Here is a 20,939-nt window from a genome sequence, read left to right as displayed (position 1 = left end):
TTCACGAGGAAGGGTCGGGTAGCCGGTCCTCGCCCTCGGGGAGGATCAGCTCGGCCCTCGGCCGCCGTCAGCCGCCAGCTCCTCCAGCACTCCGTCACCGTGGTGCCGCGCTCGGCGGCGAGCACGCGCAGCCGGTCGCGTACTACTTCCTCGCTGGTCTTGATGCTCGTCGGCGTGCCCACAGGGGGCTGCCGCCGGTGGAATCCGTGCCCGCGCCGGTGGCCGTCACGAACGGTCCGCGGCGGGCGCCGGGAGCGGGCGGGGGCTCGGCCGCGCGGCGAGGCCGCGGGACCGCAGGGCGGACGCGGCCAGGACGCACAGGGCGACGGGGACGGCGAGGGCCGGCAGGACCGCGCCCAGCGACCAGCCCGCCTTGACCATCAGGCCGCCGAGGACCCCGCAGACCACCGGGCCCAGCTTGCCCATGCTGGCCGCCCAGCTCATGCCCGTGGCGCGGGCGGAGGACGGGTAGGCGATCACGGCGATCGCCTGGAGGACGGCGTTGGCCGCGGGCAGGCAGAAGCCCAGGACGAAGGCGGCGACGAGCAGGGCGGAGAAGCGGTGCGCCCACGGGGCCGCCGCCGCCAGGGACAGCACGCTCAGGGCCCACAGGCAGGTCACCACCCGGAAGCGGTCGTAGCGCTTGAGGGCGAAGGACACCGAGAGCTGCCCGGCCAGGCCGCCCCAGCCGAACAGGGCGACCGCCACACCCGCCTGGGTGTCCGTCAGGCCCGTGCGCTCCGCCAGCAGCGGCAGGTAGCTGAGGATCACGAAGACGACGCCGAGGCCCATGAAGAAGCACAGCCACAGCAGCAGGGTGGTGGCCCTGAGAGCCGGGGAGAGGATCGTGCGCACCGACGGGCGGGGGGCGCGACTCGCGGCCGTGGCGGGCCGCGCCGGGGCCAGGGCCACCCGGGAGTGGTCCCCGGCCGGCAGGACCGCGGTCAGCGCCTGCCGCACGTCCCGGTCGCGCCCGGTGGCCGCCAGTACGACCACGGACTCCGGGACCGAGCGGACGACTGCGGGGATCAGCAGCAGCGGCGCCAGGCCGCACACGGCCAGCAGCACCCGCCAGCCGAAGGCGGGCAGCAGGGTCGCGGACAGGACTCCGCCGAGGCTGGTGCCCGCGGTGACGCCGGTGAAGGACAGGGCGACCATCTGGCTGCGGCGCCTGGCCGGGGTCCAGTCCGCGACCAGTGCCATGACGCCGGGCAGGACCGCGCCGAGACCCAGGCAGGCCACGATGCGCAGGGCCGCGAGGGCGACGATGCCGTCAGTGAGGGCCATACCGGCCGTGCCCAGGCCGAAGACGGCGATGCCCGCCACGGTGATGCCCTTGCGGCCCTTGCGGTCGGCGAGCGGGCCGACGGCCACGCCCCCGACGACCATCGCCAGGACGCCCAGGGTCACGGTGGCGGTCACCGCGTCGATTCCGGTCCCCCACTCCTTCTTGACCAGGGGGAAGACGAAGGCGGCGACGGTGGCGTCCAGGCCCTCGCCGATCATCATCAGCAGGCCCAGCGTCACGATCAGCCACTGGCGGCGGCTCATCGGGCTCACGTCGATGAACTCCTGCGGACTCAGCCGTGGCGCAGCGTGCGTGGTCATGAGCGGGCCCTTTCGTACCGTCGTCCTTGTCGCCTGTCCGGCGTGGTGGGTGCGCGGCCGTCGGGGACGTCCGCGCACTTGCGGAACACGAGCGTGAGCAGGGGGCCTGTCGTCGCCGTGGTCAGTACCGCCATGGCGACCATCAGGGAGTACAACCTTCCGTCCAGCAGCCCGAGTTGGAGGCCGACACCGAGGATGATCAGCTCGGTCAGGCCCCGGGTGTTCATCAGGGTGGCGAGTGCGGCGGCCGGGCGGCCCGGCATGCCCTGGCTGCGCGCGCCGAGATAGGTGCCGGCGAACTTGCCGGCGACGGCGACGGCGAGGATCGCCGCGAGGTCGGTCAGGTCGCCCGGACCGAGGCCGCTCAGGTCGACCTTCAGACCGCTGACCACGAAGTAGACGGGCAGCAGGAAGCCGGTGATCTGGGTGGTGCGGTCGTGGATCGTGGCGCGCAGGGCCGTGGCCGCCGCGTCGCGGGGCATCACCACGCCGAGCAGGAACGCACCGAAGATGTAGTGCAGGTTCATCGCCTCGGTGGCCGCCCCGCACAGCAGCGCGCAGGTCAGCACGACCACCAGCTGCCCGGGTCCGAGGGGGCCTGCCACGCCGCCCGGCAGCAGGACGCGCCGCAGCACGGGCCGTACCAGCAGGAACAGGACGGCGGCGAAGGGCAACACGAGGGCCACCCGCCAGTGCCCCGAGCCTCCGCCGGCGACCGCCTGGACAGCGGCGAGCGCCACCCATGCGACGACGTCCACCACGGCGGCCGTCGCCAGCGCCACGCCGCCGAGCGAGGTGGCGGACAGCCGCCGGTCGGCCAGGATCCGGGCCAGTACGGGGAAGGCGGTCACCGACACCGACAGCCCGACGAACACGGTGAACATGGCGGCGTTGTCGCTGGGATGGTCCCGCAGCAGGTACACGGCCATCGCGATGCCCAGCAGGAACGGCACCACGGTGGAGCCGATCGCGGCGCCCGCGGTGAGGCGGCCGGTGCCGCGCAGCGCCTGGTGCTCGATCTCCAGGCCGATGGTGAACATGAACAGCGCCACGCCGATCGACGACAGCGCCGCCAGCAGCGGCCGTACGTCGGCCGGGAACAGCCAGCGGGCGAGGCCGCCGCCGCAGAGCGTGGGACCCAGCGCGATGCCGGCCAGGATCTCGCCGACGACCGGGGGCTGGCCGAGGCGCGCGGCCAGCGTGCCCAGTGCCCGGGCGAGCAGGAGGATCAGCGCGAGGCCGAGGAACAGCATCTGGATCTGATGGCTTGGCATGGTCGCCCCCCACACACGAGCGCGGCAGCCTCCGGGTGCCCGGGGCTGCCGCGCTTTCGTCTCTTCGCTTGGGCCGGCCGCTCTTACGCGGGGCCGGCCATCACTTCGCGGCGTCCGCGATGAGGTCGTCGAATTCGAGGTTGAACAGGGCGTGGTTTCCGCTGAGTCCGGAGACCAGCTTGACGAAGTCCACCTCTTCGTCGTTCTTCTTGTCGGGGTCGGTGATCTCCTGGGCCATGCTCCAGTAGAAGCCCTTGGTCTTGGAGCGGTCGTAGAACTTCTCCACGAAGTAGCGGATGTCGCCGAAGAAGTCACGGTAGGCGGTGGCGTACCGGTCGAGCGCCTTCTCCTCGATCTCCGGGTGTTCGAGGATCTTGTCGACGATCTTCGACAGGGTGCTGCCGGACATGGTGGCGAGGGCGACGCCGGTGGAGAACAGCGGGTCGACGAAGGCGGCGGCGTCCCCGACGAGGACCCAGCCGTTGCCGTAGAAACGCTCGTTGGTGTAGGACCAGTCGCGGGCGCTGCGGAAGCCCGAGGTCTGGTGGGCGTCCCGCAGGAGGTCCTTGAGCTTGCCGGTCTTCGCCAGCTCGGAGCGGAAGAGGTCCTCCAGGCCCTGGTCGGAGGCGCTCGCGGTGGCCGAGCGGGTCACGTAGCCGACGCTGAAGACGCCCTTGTCGATCGGGATGCCCCAGAACCAGCCGTCCTGGATGCCCTCGATGAGGATGTTGCTCCACTCGTCGCCGGGCAGCCGGTGGCAGCCGTCGAAGTACGTCCACACCGCGACGTTCTGCAGCTGGTCGTGCCAGTTGACCTCGGTGTACTTGCGGCCGATGACCCGGGCCTGGCCGGAGGCGTCGACGACCATCTTGGCGCGGGCCTCCTGGGTGCCGTCGAGCCCGCGCAGGGCGTACGTGACGCCGACGACACGGCCGTCCTCCTCGATGGTGTCCTTCACCGTGGCCTCTTCCACGACGGTGACACCCAGCTCGCGCGCCCGGTCCAGGATCATGGTGTCCAGGTCGGCGCGGCGCGTGTGGTACGAGTACGGGATCCGGCCGCCGGTGGAGAACTCGAAGTGCCACGGGATCTCGTTGTTGCCCCAGACCAGCGTGCCGCCGTACTTGCGCTCGAACCCGCGGGCCTCCATGCGCTCGGTGAGGCCGAGTTCCTCCATGGGCAGCATGAACCCGGGGATGAGGGACTCCCCGACGTGGTAGCGCGGGAACCGCTCACGGTCGAGCACGAGAACCCGGCGTCCGCGCTGGGCGAGGAGCCCCGCGGTGGTCGCACCGGCGGGCCCGCCGCCGATGACGATGACGTCGAAATCGCCAGTAAACCCGATGAGAGACGACATACGAGACCTTCCCCAGTCCGAGAATTGGCGGCCAGTCGCGAGTCGTGTGGGTTTCCTTTCACCCGCTTCCACCCGCGCAGCGCGTTCACGAACCAGAGTGCGGGGCGGCCTCGGACCCCGTCACCGCCGATATTGCTCAGTGATTCCTCGACCGGCGGGCCCGGTTGGCCTCGCGGGTGACCGCCCAGGCGTCGGCGACCGGGCCGAGGTGGCCGAGCTTGTCGGGGTTGCTGACCGAGCGGATCGTCTGGATCCGGCCGCCCAGGATGTCGAGGGTCCAGGCGTTGAGCACCTTGCCGTCGCGGTCCCGGAAGAGGGCGCCGGGCTGGCCGTTCACCTGGTGCGGCTCCAGGGTGACGTCCACCCGCAGCAGCAGCGGGAAGTAGGAGCCGAGGACGCGGGCGACGCTGTCGGCGCCGACGACGACCCGCGCCAGCTGCGGGGCCTTGCCGCCGCCGTCGCCGACGATCTGGGCGTCGGCGGCGAGCAGTTCGCGCAGGCAGTCGACGTCGCCCTCGCGCACGGCGCCGAAGAAGCGCTCGGCGAGTTCCTCGCGTTCCTGGCGGTCGGCCTGGAAGCGGGGCCGGCCGGCGTCCATGTGCCGGCGGGCGCGCACCGCGAGCTGGCGGCACGCGGCCTCCGAGCGGTCCAGCGCGGAGGCGATCTCGGGGAAGCCGAAGGAGAACACCTCCCGCAGCACGAACACCGCCCGCTCCAGCGGGCTGAGCCGCTCCAGCAGCAGCAGGGCGGCCATCGACAGGGAGTCGGCGAGTTCCGCGGAGCGCGCCGGGTCCTCGTAGGGGTCGGCCAGGAGGGGTTCGGGCAGCCACTGGCCGACGTACACCTCGCGGCGGACGCGGGCGGAGCGCAGCACGTCGATGGCGATCCGGGTCACCGTGGCCGACAGGAAGGCCCTGGCCGAGCGGGGCTCGGTCGCGGAGGCGGCGTAGCGCAGCCAGGTCTCCTGGACGGCGTCCTCGGCCTCGCTCACGCTGCCGAGGATGCGGTAGGCGATCGAGAACAGCAGGGGCCGCAGTTCCTCGAACTCCTCGGTCCTGCTCATGCCGGCCTCTCCTCCTTCAAGCCCTGGCGCCGCGAGCGGACGTACGGCACGCGGCTGGAGGCCCGTGGCGGCCTCGCGCGGGGTCCGTGGGGTCGTCGGGGAGCGCCGAGGGCCTCCCGTGCGGTGCGGGGCCCTCCGCGTCGTCCCGGTCGTCGCACCGGGCGTGGTCTCCTGCGAGGGTAGCCGGTCGGTGGTGCCCAACCGGCGGTCGGGGTGCTGCATATCGGCCTCTCGGCGGCGGTCGGCGGCGGCATGGGTGTCTCGTGCCTGAGACGAGACGGCCCGGACGGATGTGACACGGCCGCGGATGTGACGTGGATCGCGCCGATCACCGTACGGTTTCCCGGTGTTGTGGCGTGACCATCCCCGACTCGTAGGCGATCGCGACGAGTTGGACGCGGGTTCGGGCCCGCAGCTTGGTCTTCGCCCGGTCGATGTGGGTCTTCACGGTCAGCGGGCTGATGACCATGCGGTCGGCGATCTGCGCGGTGGACAGCCCGCGCGCCACCAGGATGACGGCCTCGCGTTCCCGGCCGGTCAGCTCCGGCGCGCCGGTGGCGGCGAGCAGCGGCAGCGGCCGGCTGAGCAGCTGGCTGATCACGGTGCGGGTGACGCGGGGGGCGAGCAGGGCGTCGCCGCGCGCGACGACGCGTACGGCGCGCAGCAGGTCCTCGGGCGCGATGTCCTTCAGGAGGAACCCGGCGGCGCCGGCCCGCAGCGCGTCGAAGACCTGGGCGTCGAGGCCGTGGCCGGTGAGGATGACGACCCGCGTGCGGGACGGCGCCGGGTCCAGGGCGAGGCGCCGGGTCAGCTCGATGCCGTCGAGGCCGGGCAGCCGGATGTCGGTCAGCACGATGTCGGGCAGGTGCTCGCGCGCCAGACCGAGGGCCCGGGTGCCGTCGGCGGCCTCGGCCACCACCTCGATGTCGTCCTCGGCGTCGAGCAGCGTGCGAAAGCCGCGGCGCAGCAGCGGCTGGTCGTCGACGAGCAGGACGCGGGTCATGACGCCCTGTCCGGGACCACCCAGCGGATCGTCTGGATCCGGCCGTCGAGGATGTCGAGGGTGACGGCGCCGAGGACGGTGCCGGCCCGGTCGCGGAAGACCGCGCCCGGACGGGAGCGCACCTGCTGCGGCTCCAGGGTGACGCCGACGGCGGTGAGCGCCGGGACGATGGCGGCCATCACCCGGGCCACCTGTTCGCGGCCGACGACGATCCCCGGCCACGGCGGGCCGGCGCCGCCGCCGTCACTGGCCCGGGTCACGGCGGCGGCGAGCTGCTGGCAGGCTGTCTGCGAACATCCCACGGCCCCCGCGATCTGCCCCATGTCGCACCCGAGGATCTCCCGCAGCACGAAGAACGCCCGTTCCAGCGGGGACAGGCGCTCCAGCAGCAGGACGGCCGCCGTGGACAGCGACGCGGCCAGGTCGCCCGGCCCGGGGTCCTGCGGCGGGTCCTCGCGCGGGGGTCCGGACCACAGGGGCCCGGGGTGGCTGTCGTGGCGGACGCGGGCCGACCGCAGGACGTCCGACGCGATCCGGGTGACCAGCCGCGACAGGTATCCCCTGGCCGGGGTGGGTACGCTGCGCGCGGCCCGGTAGCGCAGCCAGGTCTCGTGCACCGCGTGCTCGGCGTCGCTCTGGCTGCCGAGGATGCGGTAGGCGATCGAGTACAGCAGGGGCCGCGATTGCTCGAACTCCTCGATCCGGTTCACGCAGAGCCCCTCCTCGCATCCACGCTCGCGGCCCGGCCGCCGGAGCCGGCCGCGCTCGCCTCGCACGTCGCTGTTCATCCGCGGGATTCGCCGTCACCCCCTCAGACGATGCAGGCCCGGTGGCAGTGACACGCGGCGAGGGGGGATACGTCGCGCCCGCCCGCGACGGGGGTGTAGGCGGGCGGGCGCGACGGTCCGCGGCTCGCGGTCAGGCCGCCGCGCCGGGGGCGCGGCCGGCGTAGACCGCGAGGAAGGTGGCGAGGGCACGGACCGCGCCGTCGTCGCAGCCGCCCGGTGCCAGGACGGTGAGCGCGATGCGCTGCCCGCGGGCCGCCGTCAGGGCGCTGTGGGCGCGCAACGCGGCGGCCGTCACCTCGCCGCCCGCGCCCCGCGCGCGGTCATGGCCGGCAGGGCCGGTGCCGGTCAGGACGCGGGCCTCGGCCCAGGCTCGCGAGGCCAGGTCGGCACCGGTGGTGGCCGGCTCGGGGGCAGCGCTCATCGGTCTTCCTCTGCGTCGTCGCGGTGGTCTGCTGCTGTGCGCGGTGCGGCGGCCGCGACGACGCCCCGGGGCCGGGCGGGCCCGGTCAGTCCCCGACGTCGCCGTTGATGTGCCGCTGGACGAACTCGTAGGCGCGGTCGCCGAACTGGGTACCGAACACCAGGGAGCGCTCGGTGGTCGTGCGGAAGTGCACGCCGGCCCGCACCCGGCTGCGGGCGCATTCCTCGGCGAAGGCGGTCCAGGTGGCGAAGTGCAGCTCGACGTCCTTCTCCGGGGTGGTCCCGGGCTCGGTCAGACTCGTGCCGGCGGGGACGGTGTGGGTCCAGTCGAGGATGTCGTCGCCGAGGAAGCGGCGGGCGGCCTGGCCCTCGGCGGCGCACAGGGTCGTGGTGCCGCACGGGTACTCGGGGGCGTCTCCCGGCGGCAGATAGCTCTCCCACTCGGCGGCGGGCAGGTCGCTGACGGTGCCCTTGCCGGGGCCGCCCCAGGCGGTCACCCGGCTGTCTCCGTACACGTGCCGGATCGCGCTGAACGGCCGTACGGCGTCGTGGGCGTGCTTGTGGTGCCATGCGGCGATCAGGGCGTCGAGCTGGGCCACGGAGCTGGTGAAGAGCAGCTGCACCCAGCCGTCCAGGTCCAGTTCGTGGGCGAGGCCGGCGGCCTTGGTGGACTGCAGGACGCTGAGATAGGTGTTGTCGAAGAACTCAGCCGTCGCCTTGTGCTCGTCGGTGAGGGCGGCGGAGGCGGCCAGCACCTCGTCCACCGAGGCCCGGTAGGCGGCGGTGTCGGTGTGGTCGAGGTGGTCGGGGCGGGCGAGCTCGAACCGGCCGGGGTCGTCGTAGGTGTACGGCCTGGTGAGCCGCAGCTGCGGGGTGGCGAAGCGCTGGACCAGGAAGGCGCCCTTGTCGCCCGGCCCGCCGCCGGCGCGGCGCCGGTGCGGGCGCAGGCCGGGCTGCCAGCGCGAGGGATCGGTCAGTTCGTAGGCGGTGTTCACGGGCCGGTAGCCGGTGTAGTCCTCGAAGGGCTGCCCGTGGTAGGTGCGGCCCGTGTCGCCCAGGAAGTTCATGCCGTCGCGCGCGTGCGCCTCGACGGCGGCCCGGCCCGCGATCGTGCCGATGCCGGCCGGGGTGGTCGGGTCCGGCGCCGTGTCGTCGGGGTCGAGGCCGAGCACGGTCAGCATCTTGCGCATGACGTGCTCGCGTTCGGGATACACCGCGTTGGCCACGTACGACGAGGCGTACAGGGCGGCGATGTTCTTGTTGCGGTTGGTGGCGCGCTCCTCGGCGGGGCGGCGCTGGATGCGGGCGTGCACGCCGACGGCGCTCGGGTGGTAGGGCGCCAGGGCGTCGAAGCGGGCGGCCCACATGATGGCCTGTACCCACACGACGAGGGCGACGTCCTGGGGGGCGATGGCCTGCTGCTGCCCCGACGAGTCGCCCGCCGCGGCGATCAGGTCCCGGTAGAAGTTGCCGTGGTCGAAGTCGAAGGCGAAGTCGGCGGGGGCGGGCGTCGTCATGGCTTTCGTTCCTCATCCGCTGCCGGGCGGGGCAGCTGTGGTGAAGTCCGGACGGTGGGACGCGGGGCCGGCGAGGACGGGGTGCTGCGTTCCTCGCCGGCCCCTGGGAGGCGGGTCAGGCGGTTGCTTCGCTCTTCTCGGCCGGCTTGGGGCCCGCCGGCATCTGCGGGGCCGGCAGCGGGCCGCTGCGCAGCATCAGGCCGGCGATGACGGCACCGGCGACGAAGATGGCGGTGCACCACCAGAACACCGTGGTGTAGCCGTGGATGGCGCCGAGGTGCAGCTGCTCGGCGGTCGGCTTGCCCTGTACGTGGCTGTCGAACCAGTTGCCGGTCGCGGTGGCCGCGATGGTGTTGAGCAGGGCGGTGCCGATGGCGCCGCCGAGCTGCTGGCCGGTGCTGACGCAGGCGGAGGCGATGCCGGTGTCCTGGAGTGCGACGCCGGAGGTGCCGGTGCGCAGGGCCGCGCCGTAGATCAGGCCGAGGCCGAGGCCGACGGCGGTGACCGGGCCGAGCAGGTGGGCGGCGTAGCCGGAGTTGATGCCGATGCCGGTCAGCCAGGCCATGCCGGCCGCGCTGAGCAGCAGACCGACGCCGACCAGCGGACGCGGGCCGTACTTCGGCAGCAGCTTGATGGCGCTGACGTTGGCGCCGACGGCGGTCATCACGAGCATCGGCAGCAGGGCGACACCGGACTCGATGGCCGACCAGCCGAGGTCGGTCTGCATGTAGTAGACGAGGAAGAGCATCACGCCGAAGGTGCCGGTGCCGACGAACAGCGTGGTGAGGTAGGCGCCGCCGCGGTTGCGGTCGAGCAGGACGCGGGGCGGCAGCAGCGGGTTGGCCGCTCGGGTCTGCCAGAGCGAGAACAGGACCAGCAGCACCGCGCCGAGCGCGAGGACGCCCCAGGTGCCGGGCACGTGCCAGCTGTGCTCGGCGGCGTTGGAGAAGCCGTAGACCACGCAGAACATGCCGCCCGAGGCCAGCAGTACGCCCGGGATGTCCATCCGCGCGCCGGTCTTGGGCTGCTTGCCGAGCAGCAGCAGGCCTCCGGCGAGCGAGGCGCCCGCGAAGAGCAGGTTGATGTAAAGGCACCAGCGCCAGTTCAGGCCGGAGGTCAGCGCACCGCCGAGGATCAGGCCGAGACCGGTGCCGGCCGCCGCGACGGCGCTGAAGATACCGAAGGCCTTGCCCTTCTCCTTCGGGTCCGTGAACGTGGTGGCCAGCAGGGCCAGGGCGGCCGGGGCCAGCATCGCGGCGAAGCCGCCCTGGAAGGCGCGGGCCGTCACCAGGGTGCCGAAGTTGGTCGCCGCTCCGCCGACGGCGGAGGCGACCGCGAAGCCGCTCAGGCCGATGAGGAAGGTCTGCTTACGGCCGATCAGGTCGGACAGCCGCCCGCAGAACAGCAGCAGGCTGCCGAACGGCAGCGCGTAGGCGGTCACGATCCACTGCCGGTCGGCGTCGGTGAAGTTCAGCGCTTTCTGCGCCGACGGCAGCGCGAGGTTGACCACGGTCAGGTCGACGCCGACCATCAGGTAGGCGGTGCAGATGACGGCGAGGATCAGCCACCGCCGTGAGTCCGCCGCCGCTGCTGCCCCCGAGCTCGGCCCGGCCGCAGGGGCCGCGCTCCGTGTCTCCATGATCTTCTCCTTGTCGGTGTTCCATCGAACGGTTGTGAGGCGTCACCCTTGGGACGAGACACGGCGGCCGGCTGTGACACGGTCCCGCGGGGACTACGCCTTTTCTTTGCGGGTCTCCATCAGGCGAACAGGTTCGTATGCCGGTGAAACCTGGTAGTACGAGCAGACCTCGACGAATTCTCCGGCGGGCTGCCATTTCACGGCGAAGAGGTTCATGCGCTCGCCGCCGTACGCCCGCGGAGCGGTTGTCGCGAATCGTTCGATGTGCTCTTCCACAGGGGCCGGAACCGCCGAGAGGTCCAGAGCGGGACCGAGCGGTGGCGCATAGGCGACCCGGGCGATCTTCGAGGAGTCCCAGCCGAGGGTGAAATTCGCCCGGAAGGAATGACTGGCGAAATCCAGCATGGGTCCGCTGGGGTCGGGCAGGCCGATCTCGTGCAGCATCGACCGCAGGGCGTGCGGTTCGGGCCGGTTTTCCGCGGTGAACTGGAAATAGAGGCTGATCGTCCGGCTCTTGTAGTCGATCCCGATCATCGCGACCTCGTCCAGGCCGTAGCGGGCGAACAGGCCGAGGTTGTCGCCGACTGCCGGGGGCATGGCCGCGAGGTCGGCGAGGGCCGACACTTTCTGCAGGTCACGCGGGAAGTGGGCGTAGATCTTCTTGAAGCCGTTGACGGCGGAGCAGTCGGTGAAGTGCTCGCTGATCCGCCAGCCCTGGGCATGGATCTCCCCGAGCAGGGAGCCGACGGGATGGTCCGTGGCCGCGACGAGCCCGCCCGCCACCGCGGCGGCGTACGGGTCGGTGATCTGCGGGGATATGGTGAGGCAGTAGTCGAGGTGTCCTGCGTGGCGCTCGCCGGTCAGCACGCTGAATACGACCATGGCGTTGTCGAGCGCACCGCCGAAGGTGGTCAGTACCGGCCACACCTTGTCACGTGAGCAGGCCGCACCGACCAGCCGGGACGATTCCTCGATGGCCGAGTACAGCTTTTCTGCCGCAGTGCCGTGGGACATCAAAAACTCCAAGTGGTCAGCGCGAGCCATGGATTCCGCTGGAATCCCGCGCTCCTCGCCCCCGAAGATAGCGCGGGTCCGCTCAAGAATTGGTCGAAGAATACGGGGGCTGCCGGCGGCCTAGGACGCCGTCCGCACGGGCTCGCTCGCGGCCCCGGAGGCGCCGGTCGACTCCGGGATGTCGTCGTCGGTGGCGCGGATGAGCCGGCTCAGCAGCGGGCCCGCCATCGCAGTGGTGACGACGGCCATGACGACCATGAGGGAGTACAGGTCCCGGCCGAGAAAGCCCAGTTGCAGGCCGACGTTGAGGACGATCAGCTCGGTGAGGCCACGGGTGTTCATCAGCGTCGCGAGGGCGGCGGACTGCCTGAGCGGCATCCGGTTCAGCCGGGCGGCGACGAACGCGCCGGTGAACTTGCCGCCGACGGCCACGAGCAGGATCAGCCCGAGCGCGCCGAGCCCGCCGGGCCTGAGGTGGGAGAGGTTCACCTGGAGGCCGGCGACGAGGAAGAACACCGGCAGCAGCAGGGTGCCGCTCAAGTGCCCGAGGCGCTCGTGGACTTCGCTGCGCAGCCGGTTCCCGCCGGTGCGCGGCAGGATCACGCCGAAGAGGAACGCGCCGAAGATGTAGTGCAGGCCCACCCACTCCGTGGCGGCGGCGGACAGCAGCAGGCCGACGAGGACGAAGGCGAAGACGCTCGGGGTGAGGGTCAGGGCGGGCCGGCGGGCCACGAAGCGGGCCAGCAGCGGCCGTACGACGAAGAGCATGCCGAGCAGGTAGGGCACGGCCAGCAGGATCCGCCACTGCTCGGGGCCGGCCGAGCCGCTGATGGCGACGACGGCGGCGAGCAGCGACCAGGCGAGGACGTCGTCGATGGACGCGCAGGCCAGGGCTACCACGCCGAGCGGCGAGCGGGTCATACGCCGGTCGGTGAGGATGCGGGCCAGCACGGGGAACGCCGTGATGGACATGGCGATGCCCATGAAGAGCATGAACGACGTCCTGTCCGCGGTGCCGTAGTCGTCCATCAGGTACAGCGCCAGCAGCGCGCCCAGTCCGAAGGGCAGCAGGATGGAGCTGAGGGACACGGTGGCGGCGAGGCTGCCGCTGCCGCGGATCATCGCCGCGTCCCACTCCAGACCGACGAGGAACATGAAGACGGCGACACCGACCGCCGCCAGGGCGCTGAGCAGGGGACGGGTGGCGGCCGGGAACAGGGCGTCGCTGAGCTCCCCGTGGAACAGGGTGGGTCCCAGCGCGATACCGGCGAGGACTTCACCGATCACCGCCGGCTGGTTGAACCGGCGGGCCAGCGCGCCGAGCAGCCGTGCCAGCAGGACGATGGCGGCCAGGCCCAGCAGCAGGGCAGAGGTTTGATGGGTGGTCATGGCGAGGTGTCTTTTCGTCGGTGGGGGGCGGGCCGGGCGGCGGCCGCGGAAGCGGTGGTGGCGGTGGTGGCCGCGCCGTTGCGGCCACCGGGTCACCACCGGCTCCGCGGCGGCACGGGCCCGGCCGGGTGCAGGTTTCAGACGGGGTAGGCGCCGTAGCGGCGGTCCCGGCCACGCAGGTCGCGCAGCACGGCGTCGAACTCCTCGCGGGTGAAGGAGGGCATCAGGGTGTCGGAGAAGTGCAGTTCAGCGAACGGCGACATCAGCGGGTAGAAGTTCGACAGCCGGACATGGCCGCCGGTGCGCAGGACGTAGTCGACCGGCTGCGGGACGTAGGCGTTGGCGGCGAGGATCTCCTCGGTCAGCTCCGGGACCTTGCCGTTGAACTTGTTGAAGATGCCGATGATCTCGCGGGTGAGGGACATGCCCAGCACGAAGTGGAGGGTGAAGCCGGAGTCCTTCGCCGACTTGTCGCGCAGTTCCTCCAGTTCGGTGCGGTAGGTCTGCGGCACCAGGTCCAGCAGGCCCGAGAACTCGAAGTTGAGGTCGCCGTGGACGCGGCGGGCCACGTCGTTGAACGCGCCGAGGAACGTGGTCACCGCGGCGCCCGGACGGGTGTAGTTCTCGGCGGAGTTGGTGGCGATGTAGAAGTTGGTGAAGCCTTCCTCGCGGACCCAGCCGGTGAACTCGACGATCTTGTCCGCCATCGCCTGGTAGCTCTCCTGGAGGGTGACGCCGTGTTCCAGGGACCAGCGGCGCATTCCGTCCGGCAGCAGCATGAAGTTGGGCACCGTCTTCTCCTTGTGGTTGCGTGTGGTTCGGTGGTGTCATCCACGGCGTCGGTGCTCACCGAGGTCACCCCGGTGCCGGTGGATGCGGCACCGGCCCGGACGGACCGCGCGAGCACGTCGGTGTGGTCCCGGCCGCAGGAGGCAGTGGCGGGGGCGGCCGGCGTGTCCCTCGGCTGGACTTCTCGGGAGACGGGGACAGCTCACGTGCGTGCCCTCCACTCCGGGGCGGTGCCGTGCGGCCGGCACGGCACCGCCCCCGACGGGGTTCAGCCCCTCACGCGACCTTCGTCGCCGACAGGATGGCCTGGACGGGGATGACGTCCGGCGGAATCTCGGCGGCGTCCTTGGTGATCGCCTGCGTGACCTTGAACCCGCACTCCTCCAGCCAGCTCTGATAGGCCGACAGCTTCTGCGGGCCGCCCTGGCCCATGGCGCAGCCGATGAAGAACGCCGGGAAGAAGTCGACGTTGTAGTTGTCGGTCTGCTTGATGTCCTCGGGGTAGACCGGCACCAGGATGTGCACCGTGCCGCCCACGTTGAGGGACTTGTGGACGCCTGTGAGGATGCGGACGACGTCGTCCTTGTCGAACATGTCGAGGAAGTGCTTGATCAGCGCGACGTCGTAGCCCTGCGGGATCTCGTCGAAGACGTTGCCGCCGATGAACGACAGGTGTTCCTGCAGGCCCTCGGCCCTGAAGTTCGCCAGCGCCTCGGCCTCCTTCTCCGGCAGGTCGAAGGTCGTCACCTTCAGCCCCTCGGAGGCCTTGTGGCGGTAGGTGTGGATCGCGCCGAGGCCGGTGTTGCCGGCGACGTCGAGGACGCGGGAGCCGGCCGGGATGTCGATGTTGTCGAAGAACCAGGGGTCGATGTTGGCGGTGACGTCGTTCATCAGCTTCAGCCAGGAGTCGTTCAGGTCCTGGTGGTCGGCCACCGCGTCGTACAGGGTGCCCTCCGCGCCGTACAGCTCCTTCAGGCCGACGACCGTGCCGGTGCGGGCGCTCTCGGTGAGGTAGAACAGCTGGCGCAGCGCGGTGACCTTGATCAGGTTCATGTAGCGCAGCGCCCGGTTCAGGTCCTGGACGGGGACGTGTGCGAGCGCGTCGAGGGTGTAGGTGCCGGCGGCCTCGTCATGAGCGACGAAACCCTCCTTGACCAGCAGGAACAGCAGCTGTTCCACGACGTCCGGCTTGGTGCCGGCGGCCTCCCCGAGCTGGGCGGCGGTCAGCCCCGGCCGCTCGCGGAGGGTGTCGACGATGCCGAGTTCGAAGCACGACACAAGGCTCATGAAGCGCGAGGGTCCCACCATGTACTCGCGGAATCGGGCGAGGGTGGCTTGGGGTGTCAAGGCTGTGGCCCCTTTCGAGTGGTGTGGTGCGATCGCCGTGGCGGTCGGTTGTGCGCGGGTCACGCCCGCCCCTGGAGCTGTTCGTCGAACCGGCGGGCCAGCGCGAGCCGCTGCACCTTCAAGGTGGCGGTCCTCGGCAGTTCGGCCTGCGGGATCTGTACGGGGTCGGCGAGCTGCGGGAAGCCGGCGACGGCGGCCCGCCAGCGGGCGAGGTCGAGCGGCTTGTCGTCCACGGTGCAGATCACGGGGACCGGCTGCGAGTCCGGGCCCTGGACGACGACCAGCTCGGTCAGCTCGTCGAGGCTGCCGAGGACGATGTCCTCGATCTCCAGGGAACTCTTCACGCCCGGGATCATGTCGACCTCGCGGTCGAGCATGTGCAGACAGCCGAACCTGGTGAAGTAACCGACGTCGCCGGTCCCCCACCACTCGCCCTTGCGGTTGCCGTCGTAGCGTTCCTGCTCGCCGTGGTACGTCTTGGCCAGGCCCGGCCAGGCGACCTCGATGCGGCCGGGGTTGTGCTCGGTGGGGCGCTTGCCGTCACGGCTGACGACGCGCACCCTGGCCGCGCCCAGCGGCATCGGCCAGCCCACGCAGCGGCCGTTCGCCTTGTGCGCGGAGCGGCGGAAGTAGGCGCGGCCGACGGCGGGGCCGACCTCGCTCTGGCCGTAGATCTGGAAGAACAGCGCCCCGCGCCGGTCGGATGCCTTGAGCAACTTGCTCATCGTGCCCGGGTGGATGGCGTCGAAGGTGCTGCTGAAGACCTTCACCGACGCGAACGGCGCGCGCGGGTCCCCGGTCAGTTCCTCCCAGTCCATCAGCGAGTTGGGCAGCGCCTCGATGAGGGCCGGGCGGTGCGTGAGGAGGTGCTCGGCGACGACGGCGGGGTCGGTCTCCCGCATCAGCAGGACCGGGTACTCCCTCAGCAGCGCCAGCGACATGGCCGCCACCATCCGCGAGTGCACGAACGGCACATGGATGGCGACGGTCTCCTTCTTGCGCAGCAGGGCCAGCAGCCGCCACTGGGGGACGAGGCGGATGCCCTGGGTGCGGGGGGTGTGCACCACGAGCTTGGGAATGCCGGTGGTGCCCGAGGTGTGGGTGATGACCGCGGCCTCGTCGATCGGCCGGACCACCGGCCTGACCGGCGGGGAGCCCGCGAGGCCGCCGAGCGAGACGGCCCCGGGCCGGTCGAAGGCCGAGGTGACGACCCGCGCGGTCAGGTCGGCCAGGGGGAGACCGGCCAGCAGGTCGAGCTTGGTGCCGTCGGTGAGCAGGGTCGGCCGGCCGACCCGCTCCAGCAGGACGCCCACGGTGGCGGGGTCCAGGGCCGGCGAGAGGTTCACGACGATCGCGCCGATCCGGGACACCGCCGCGGCGAGCATCCAGTGGTCGGCGTTGGCCGTCTTGTAGATCACGACGTGATCGTCGGGCCGCACCCCGGCCGCCCACAGGCGGGCGGCCAGGTCGGCCACGTGCTCGGCGTACCGGGCGACCGTCATCCGCCGTCCCGCCTCGGGCAGGACGTCCAGGTCGTGGTCGAGGACGATCGGCGTCGACGGGTTCACGGCCGCGGCCATCTCCGGCAGGAGGCCGATGTGCAGGCCGCGCTTTTGTATCGATGCGTAGGCTGTCGAGCCCTTCATGGGGAGTGTCTCCTTCGGTGCACGCTGCTTCGGTCGAGCGACGCGCTGTGCGGGAGCCGTGGCCGTGGAGGCCGTACGTCGCTGTTACGCGGCGCGCCGGCCGGTGTTCGCGTGGGTGCGCACGGCGCTTCGGAGCGCCGCGGCGACGCGGGCCACCTGGTCCTCGGTCAACTCGGCGTGCATGGGGACGGCCAGCTGGCGCTCGGCGAGGTCCAGCGAGACCGGGCACTTCTGCCGAGCCTGGAACACGGGCTGGACGTGGCCGGCGAACGTGCCGTGCCCGCAGCCGATGCCCTGGCCGCGCAGCTCGGCGGCGACCGCTCCGCGGTCCACGCGGGTGTCCAGCGTGACCATGTAGGTCTGCCAGGCGTGGGTGCGGTCGTTCGGCACATACGGCACCGTCAGGAGCTCGTCGTCGCCGAGGAGTTCCGCGTACCGCGCGGCCACCGCGCTGCGGCGCGCCAGCAGTTCGTCGATGCGGTCCAGCTGCACCCGCAGGATCGCCGCGGCGATGTCGGACAGCTTGAAGTTGTAGCCGACCTCGGTGAACGTCGGGATGGGCAGGCCGACGACCTTCCCCATGTCGAAGATGGAGCCGATGCCGAAGGAGGAGCGCAGCCGCGCGTCCCTGCCGATGGCCGGGTCGGCGGCCAGCAGCGCTCCGCCCTCGCCGCTGGAGGCGCCCTTGCGGCCGTGGAAGGACAGGCAGCCCACCTCGGCGAGCGCACCGGCCTGCCTGCCCTGGTAGGTGGCGCCGACCGCGCAGGCGGCGTCCTCGACGAGCCACAGGCCGTGGCGGTCGGCGATGGTCTGAAGCTCGGCGTAGTCGGCGGGCATGCCGACGGTGTCGACGGCGATGATGCCGACGGTGCGCTCGGTGACCAGGTCGGCCACCGCCCGCGGGTCGACGGTGTAGGTGTCGGGGCGTACGTCGGCGAAGACGGGGGTGGCGCCGACGTAGAGCGCGGCCTGTGCGGGCGCCGGGAAGCCGTAGTCGGCGACGATGATCTCGTCGCCCGGCCCCGCCTTGAAGGCCATCATGGCCAGGTGCAGCGCGGCACCGCAGTTGCTCACCGCGACCGCGTCGGCGACGCCGTACTTCTCGGCCAGCCGGGCTTCCAGCGCCTTGCCCTGGGGGCCCTGGCCGGCCGGCCAGCCGGAGGCGAACACCTCGGCGACGGCGGCCAGTTCCTGCTCGCCCAGGCTCGCGTGCACCAGGGGGATCGAATCGTTCGTGCTCATTGTGCGTCACGCTCCGCGCTGTGGTGCCGACTGGGCAGGGACGGGGGTGGGAGGGTGGTAGCGCATCGGCGTGAGCTGGTGGACGTCGTAGCGCTTACGCATGTCCTCCACGGCCGAGGGGTCCAGCGTGGTGCCGCGCGACCAGATCTCCGCGATCTCCTCGAAGTAGTCCTCGTGGTCGGGCGAGGGCAGGCTCTGGAAGATCATCTTCGCGGGTTTGTCCGTGGCGTTGCGGAACGCGTGCGGGATGCCGGGCGGTACGAACATGCAGCCGCCCTCGGCCGCCCGGACGACGCGGTCGCCCCGGGGAGACTCCCAGCGGTGCCAGGCGTCCTCGGTGCGCTCGGTCGGCTCGAAGCACAGCAGGTCCAGCTCGCCGTCGAGGACGTAGAAGAACTCCTGGGCGTGGTCGTGCACATGCGCCCCGACATCGAAGCCGGGAGGCACGATCACCTCGAAGATGGATACGGAGGAGCCCATCTCCTTCGTGGCCTTGAAGGTCACTTCCTGGGCCGGGGTGATGAGTTTGCGCCCCGCGCCCGGCGGGAGTATGAGGTCGGTCATACGTGTCGCTTCCTTTGTCCGGGCGTGGGCTCAGTCGAGGTGCTGCGGGGTGTGGTCGGCCCAGGTGCCGAGCGCCATCTCGGCGGTGATGCCGGGACCGAACCCCGCGATCAGACCGGTGGCACCGGGCGCCGGGGTGTCCTCCTCGAAGAGCCTGCGGGCCGCCTCCAGGACCACCGCGCTGGCGATGTTGCCGTACTCGCTCAGCGTCGACCAGCTGTGCCGGAACACCTTGCGGTCGACCTCCAGGAACTTGGCGAGGTCGTCCAGGATGCGCGGCCCGCCCGCGTGCACGATGTAGAAGTCGAGGTTGCCGGCGTCCCAGCTGTGGTCCTTGGCGAACTCCCGCAGCACGGGGGCGAGCGGCTCCATCGTCCCGGGCACCCGGCGGTCGAGCTGGAAGTGGAACCCGGTGTCGCGCACCGCGTAGGAGATCCACTCCTCGGTGTGCGGAATGAGGTAGGAGGCGTTGCGCTCCAGCTCGATGCCGACACCGCCGCTGCCGCGCACCACGGCCGCGGCCACCGCGTCGCCGAACAGACCGTCGGACAGCAGCGACCCGATGTCGTCCATGTCCGGCTGGTAGCACAGCGAGCAGAATTCGGCCGCGACGATGAGGACGTTGCTGCCGGGGTGGGCGACACAGAAGTCGTGGGCGCGGTTGATGGCCGCACCGCCGGCCGCGCACCCGAGCTGGGCGATCGGGATCTGGCGGGTGTCGGGACGCAGGCCCATCGTGTTGATGAGCCACGCGGTCAACGACGGCATCAGGAAGCCGGTGCACGACACGTAGATGATGGCGTCGATGTCACGGGCGGGCAGGTCGGCGTTCTTCAGGGCCTCCTCGATGACCAGGGGGGTCCACTTCTTCGACTCGGCCTCGTAGATGCGGTTGCGTTCCGTCAGGCCCGGGTGGTGCAGCGTCTTCTCGATGGGCTGGACGATGTGCCGCTTCTGCACGCCCGTGTTCCTGATCAGGCGGAGTGCCAACGGCAGCTGCGGCTTTCCTGCGTGGACCCTGGCGGCGAAGTCCAGAGTCTCCTCCATCGTGATGACGTGTTCCGGCGCCTGGACCGCGGGCTTGCATAGCCTGGGCATATCTGGATCCGCTTTCTCTAGGGAATGCCTTCGAGGTACGTGCTGTACGTGCCGTGCGTGCCGCGGGTGCCGGTGCGCACGGCGTCCGGCCGTCGATTCACGCCGCCATCGGTTGTGGTTCGAGGTCCATCAGGGCGGAGAGGATCGGGGGCCGGGTCCAGTCCGGCGGGGTCAGGGTGATGTCGAGGTGGTACGTGCTGCCGTCCTTCACCTGCACCGGTCCGACGGTGGCCGTCAGCGGGGTGAGGTCCGTGTCCGCGCCGTGTGCGGCGGACCGGCCCTGGGCGACCGCGTGGATGTACCACGCGCCCGCGGGGACGCGGGGCAGTGCGAAGCGCCCCGGCGCGGACGTGCCGGTCCGGCAGGCGTTGGTCCGGCAGGCGGGGGCCCCCTGCAGCAGGGGGGTGTCGAAGACGCCGATGTGCACCGGCGACAGGACGGTGCCCTCGGCGCACAGCACGCCGGTCACCGAGCCGGTGCCGCATGTCGCGGGCGCGGGTGCGGAGGCCTGCCCGAGCGCGGCCGGCCTCGGCGCGCCGGACGTATCGAGCAGGAGCTTGCGGTACCGCGTCGGGGACAGTCCCACCAGTTCGGTGAAGCGGCGGGTGAAGCTGCCCGTGCTGCTGTAGCCGACCCGCGCCCCGATGTCGGCGACCGTGAGCGAGGTGCTCAGCAGCAGCCGCTTGGCCTCCTGGAGCCGTACCGCGCACAGGAACCGCCCCGGGGTGACACCGGTGACCCGGGTGAACATCCGCAGGAAGTAGTACTTGCTGACCATCGCCTCGCGCGCCAGGTCCTCCAGGGTCAGCGGTTCCCAGTAGCGGGTGCGAATCGTGGCGACGGCATGTTGCACGAGGTGCTCCATGAAGGGCTCCTGAGGGCTCCTGAAGGGTGATCGCGCGGCCGACGAGGACACGTGGGCGCAACCGGCGGCGACGGCTGGTGAGGAGTGGGGGGAACCGGGCCCGGCTCGCGGTGTGCGGTGGCCGTGGCCGGAGCTGGGGCGTGATGGCGTCCGGCTGGAAGGCATGGAAAAGCGCCACCGCCCGCAAGGGCTGTGGCGCTGAGGTTCACTGCCTGGTGTGCCCCGCACCCTGCGATCCGCTTTCGGGCAGGGGAGGCGTGCCCCAATAGTGACACGTTCGCCGTCCGGCCGCCAAGGGCGCCCAGAAGTGACGTAG

General features: G+C 71.5%; 18 protein-coding genes. All 18 read right to left on the bottom strand.

What is annotated here, in order from left to right; translation table 11 throughout:
- Positions 1–225 precede the first annotated feature (225 nt).
- Positions 226–1,608, bottom strand: a complete 1,383-nt coding sequence (locus tag ACZ60X_RS36940; protein WP_469608361.1) for an MFS transporter — start codon at positions 1,606–1,608, stop codon at positions 226–228.
- Complete coding sequence (locus ACZ60X_RS36935) at positions 1,605–2,882, bottom strand: cation:proton antiporter domain-containing protein (protein ID WP_469608357.1); 1,278 nt, start codon at positions 2,880–2,882, stop codon at positions 1,605–1,607. The genes ACZ60X_RS36940 and ACZ60X_RS36935 overlap by 4 nt, the downstream gene beginning before the upstream one ends.
- 100 nt (positions 2,883–2,982) lie before the next feature.
- Positions 2,983–4,239, bottom strand: a complete 1,257-nt coding sequence (locus tag ACZ60X_RS36930; RefSeq protein ID WP_469608354.1) for an NAD(P)/FAD-dependent oxidoreductase — start codon at positions 4,237–4,239, stop codon at positions 2,983–2,985.
- 136 nt (positions 4,240–4,375) lie between these two features.
- Positions 4,376–5,302 carry an RNA polymerase sigma-70 factor gene (locus tag ACZ60X_RS36925; protein ID WP_469608352.1) on the bottom strand — a complete coding sequence of 309 codons (927 nt, stop codon included), beginning with the start codon at positions 5,300–5,302 and terminating at the stop codon, positions 4,376–4,378.
- Positions 5,303–5,630: 328 nt separating this feature from the next.
- On the bottom strand, positions 5,631–6,305 hold the full coding sequence (locus ACZ60X_RS36920; protein WP_469608350.1) for a response regulator: 675 nt from the start codon (positions 6,303–6,305) through the stop codon (positions 5,631–5,633).
- On the bottom strand, positions 6,302–7,015 hold the full coding sequence (locus ACZ60X_RS36915) for a sigma factor (protein ID WP_469608345.1): 714 nt from the start codon (positions 7,013–7,015) through the stop codon (positions 6,302–6,304). The genes ACZ60X_RS36920 and ACZ60X_RS36915 overlap by 4 nt, the downstream gene beginning before the upstream one ends.
- Before the next feature lie 208 nt (positions 7,016–7,223).
- Positions 7,224–7,514 carry a hypothetical protein gene (locus ACZ60X_RS36910; RefSeq protein ID WP_469608343.1) on the bottom strand — a complete coding sequence of 97 codons (291 nt, stop codon included), beginning with the start codon at positions 7,512–7,514 and terminating at the stop codon, positions 7,224–7,226.
- 85 nt (positions 7,515–7,599) lie between these two features.
- Positions 7,600–9,030 carry a DUF6851 domain-containing protein gene (locus ACZ60X_RS36905; RefSeq protein WP_469608340.1) on the bottom strand — a complete coding sequence of 477 codons (1,431 nt, stop codon included), beginning with the start codon at positions 9,028–9,030 and terminating at the stop codon, positions 7,600–7,602.
- A gap of 115 nt (positions 9,031–9,145) precedes the next feature.
- Positions 9,146–10,669: an MFS transporter gene (locus ACZ60X_RS36900; protein ID WP_469608338.1), complete on the bottom strand. Its 1,524-nt coding sequence runs from the start codon at positions 10,667–10,669 to the stop codon at positions 9,146–9,148.
- Between the two features lie 93 nt (positions 10,670–10,762).
- The gene (locus ACZ60X_RS36895) at positions 10,763–11,683 is read right to left on the bottom strand and encodes an aromatic prenyltransferase (RefSeq protein WP_469608335.1); all 921 of its coding nucleotides are present in this window, start codon (positions 11,681–11,683) and stop codon (positions 10,763–10,765) included.
- A gap of 120 nt (positions 11,684–11,803) precedes the next feature.
- Positions 11,804–13,072 carry a cation:proton antiporter domain-containing protein gene (locus ACZ60X_RS36890; protein WP_469608333.1) on the bottom strand — a complete coding sequence of 423 codons (1,269 nt, stop codon included), beginning with the start codon at positions 13,070–13,072 and terminating at the stop codon, positions 11,804–11,806.
- 137 nt (positions 13,073–13,209) lie between these two features.
- Positions 13,210–13,863, bottom strand: a complete 654-nt coding sequence (locus ACZ60X_RS36885) for an undecaprenyl diphosphate synthase family protein (RefSeq protein ID WP_469608330.1) — start codon at positions 13,861–13,863, stop codon at positions 13,210–13,212.
- Between the two features lie 274 nt (positions 13,864–14,137).
- Entirely contained in the window at positions 14,138–15,169 is a 1,032-nt protein-coding gene (locus ACZ60X_RS36880) for a methyltransferase (RefSeq protein WP_469608591.1), read from the bottom strand.
- 98 nt (positions 15,170–15,267) lie between these two features.
- Entirely contained in the window at positions 15,268–16,854 is a 1,587-nt protein-coding gene (locus tag ACZ60X_RS36875) for a class I adenylate-forming enzyme family protein (protein WP_469608327.1), read from the bottom strand.
- Between the two features lie 84 nt (positions 16,855–16,938).
- Entirely contained in the window at positions 16,939–18,096 is a 1,158-nt protein-coding gene (locus tag ACZ60X_RS36870) for a DegT/DnrJ/EryC1/StrS family aminotransferase (protein WP_469608323.1), read from the bottom strand.
- Between the two features lie 6 nt (positions 18,097–18,102).
- Positions 18,103–18,660 carry a cupin domain-containing protein gene (locus ACZ60X_RS36865; RefSeq protein ID WP_469608321.1) on the bottom strand — a complete coding sequence of 186 codons (558 nt, stop codon included), beginning with the start codon at positions 18,658–18,660 and terminating at the stop codon, positions 18,103–18,105.
- 30 nt (positions 18,661–18,690) lie between these two features.
- Positions 18,691–19,707: a type III polyketide synthase gene (locus ACZ60X_RS36860; RefSeq protein ID WP_469608318.1), complete on the bottom strand. Its 1,017-nt coding sequence runs from the start codon at positions 19,705–19,707 to the stop codon at positions 18,691–18,693.
- A 148-nt stretch (positions 19,708–19,855) separates the two neighbouring features.
- On the bottom strand, positions 19,856–20,623 hold the full coding sequence (locus ACZ60X_RS36855; protein WP_469608315.1) for a helix-turn-helix transcriptional regulator: 768 nt from the start codon (positions 20,621–20,623) through the stop codon (positions 19,856–19,858).
- Positions 20,624–20,939: the final 316 nt, after the last annotated feature.

The sequence above is a fragment of the Streptomyces sp. NPDC104106 genome (genome assembly GCF_055584345.1).
This window is presented reverse-complemented; position numbering and strand designations above follow the sequence as displayed.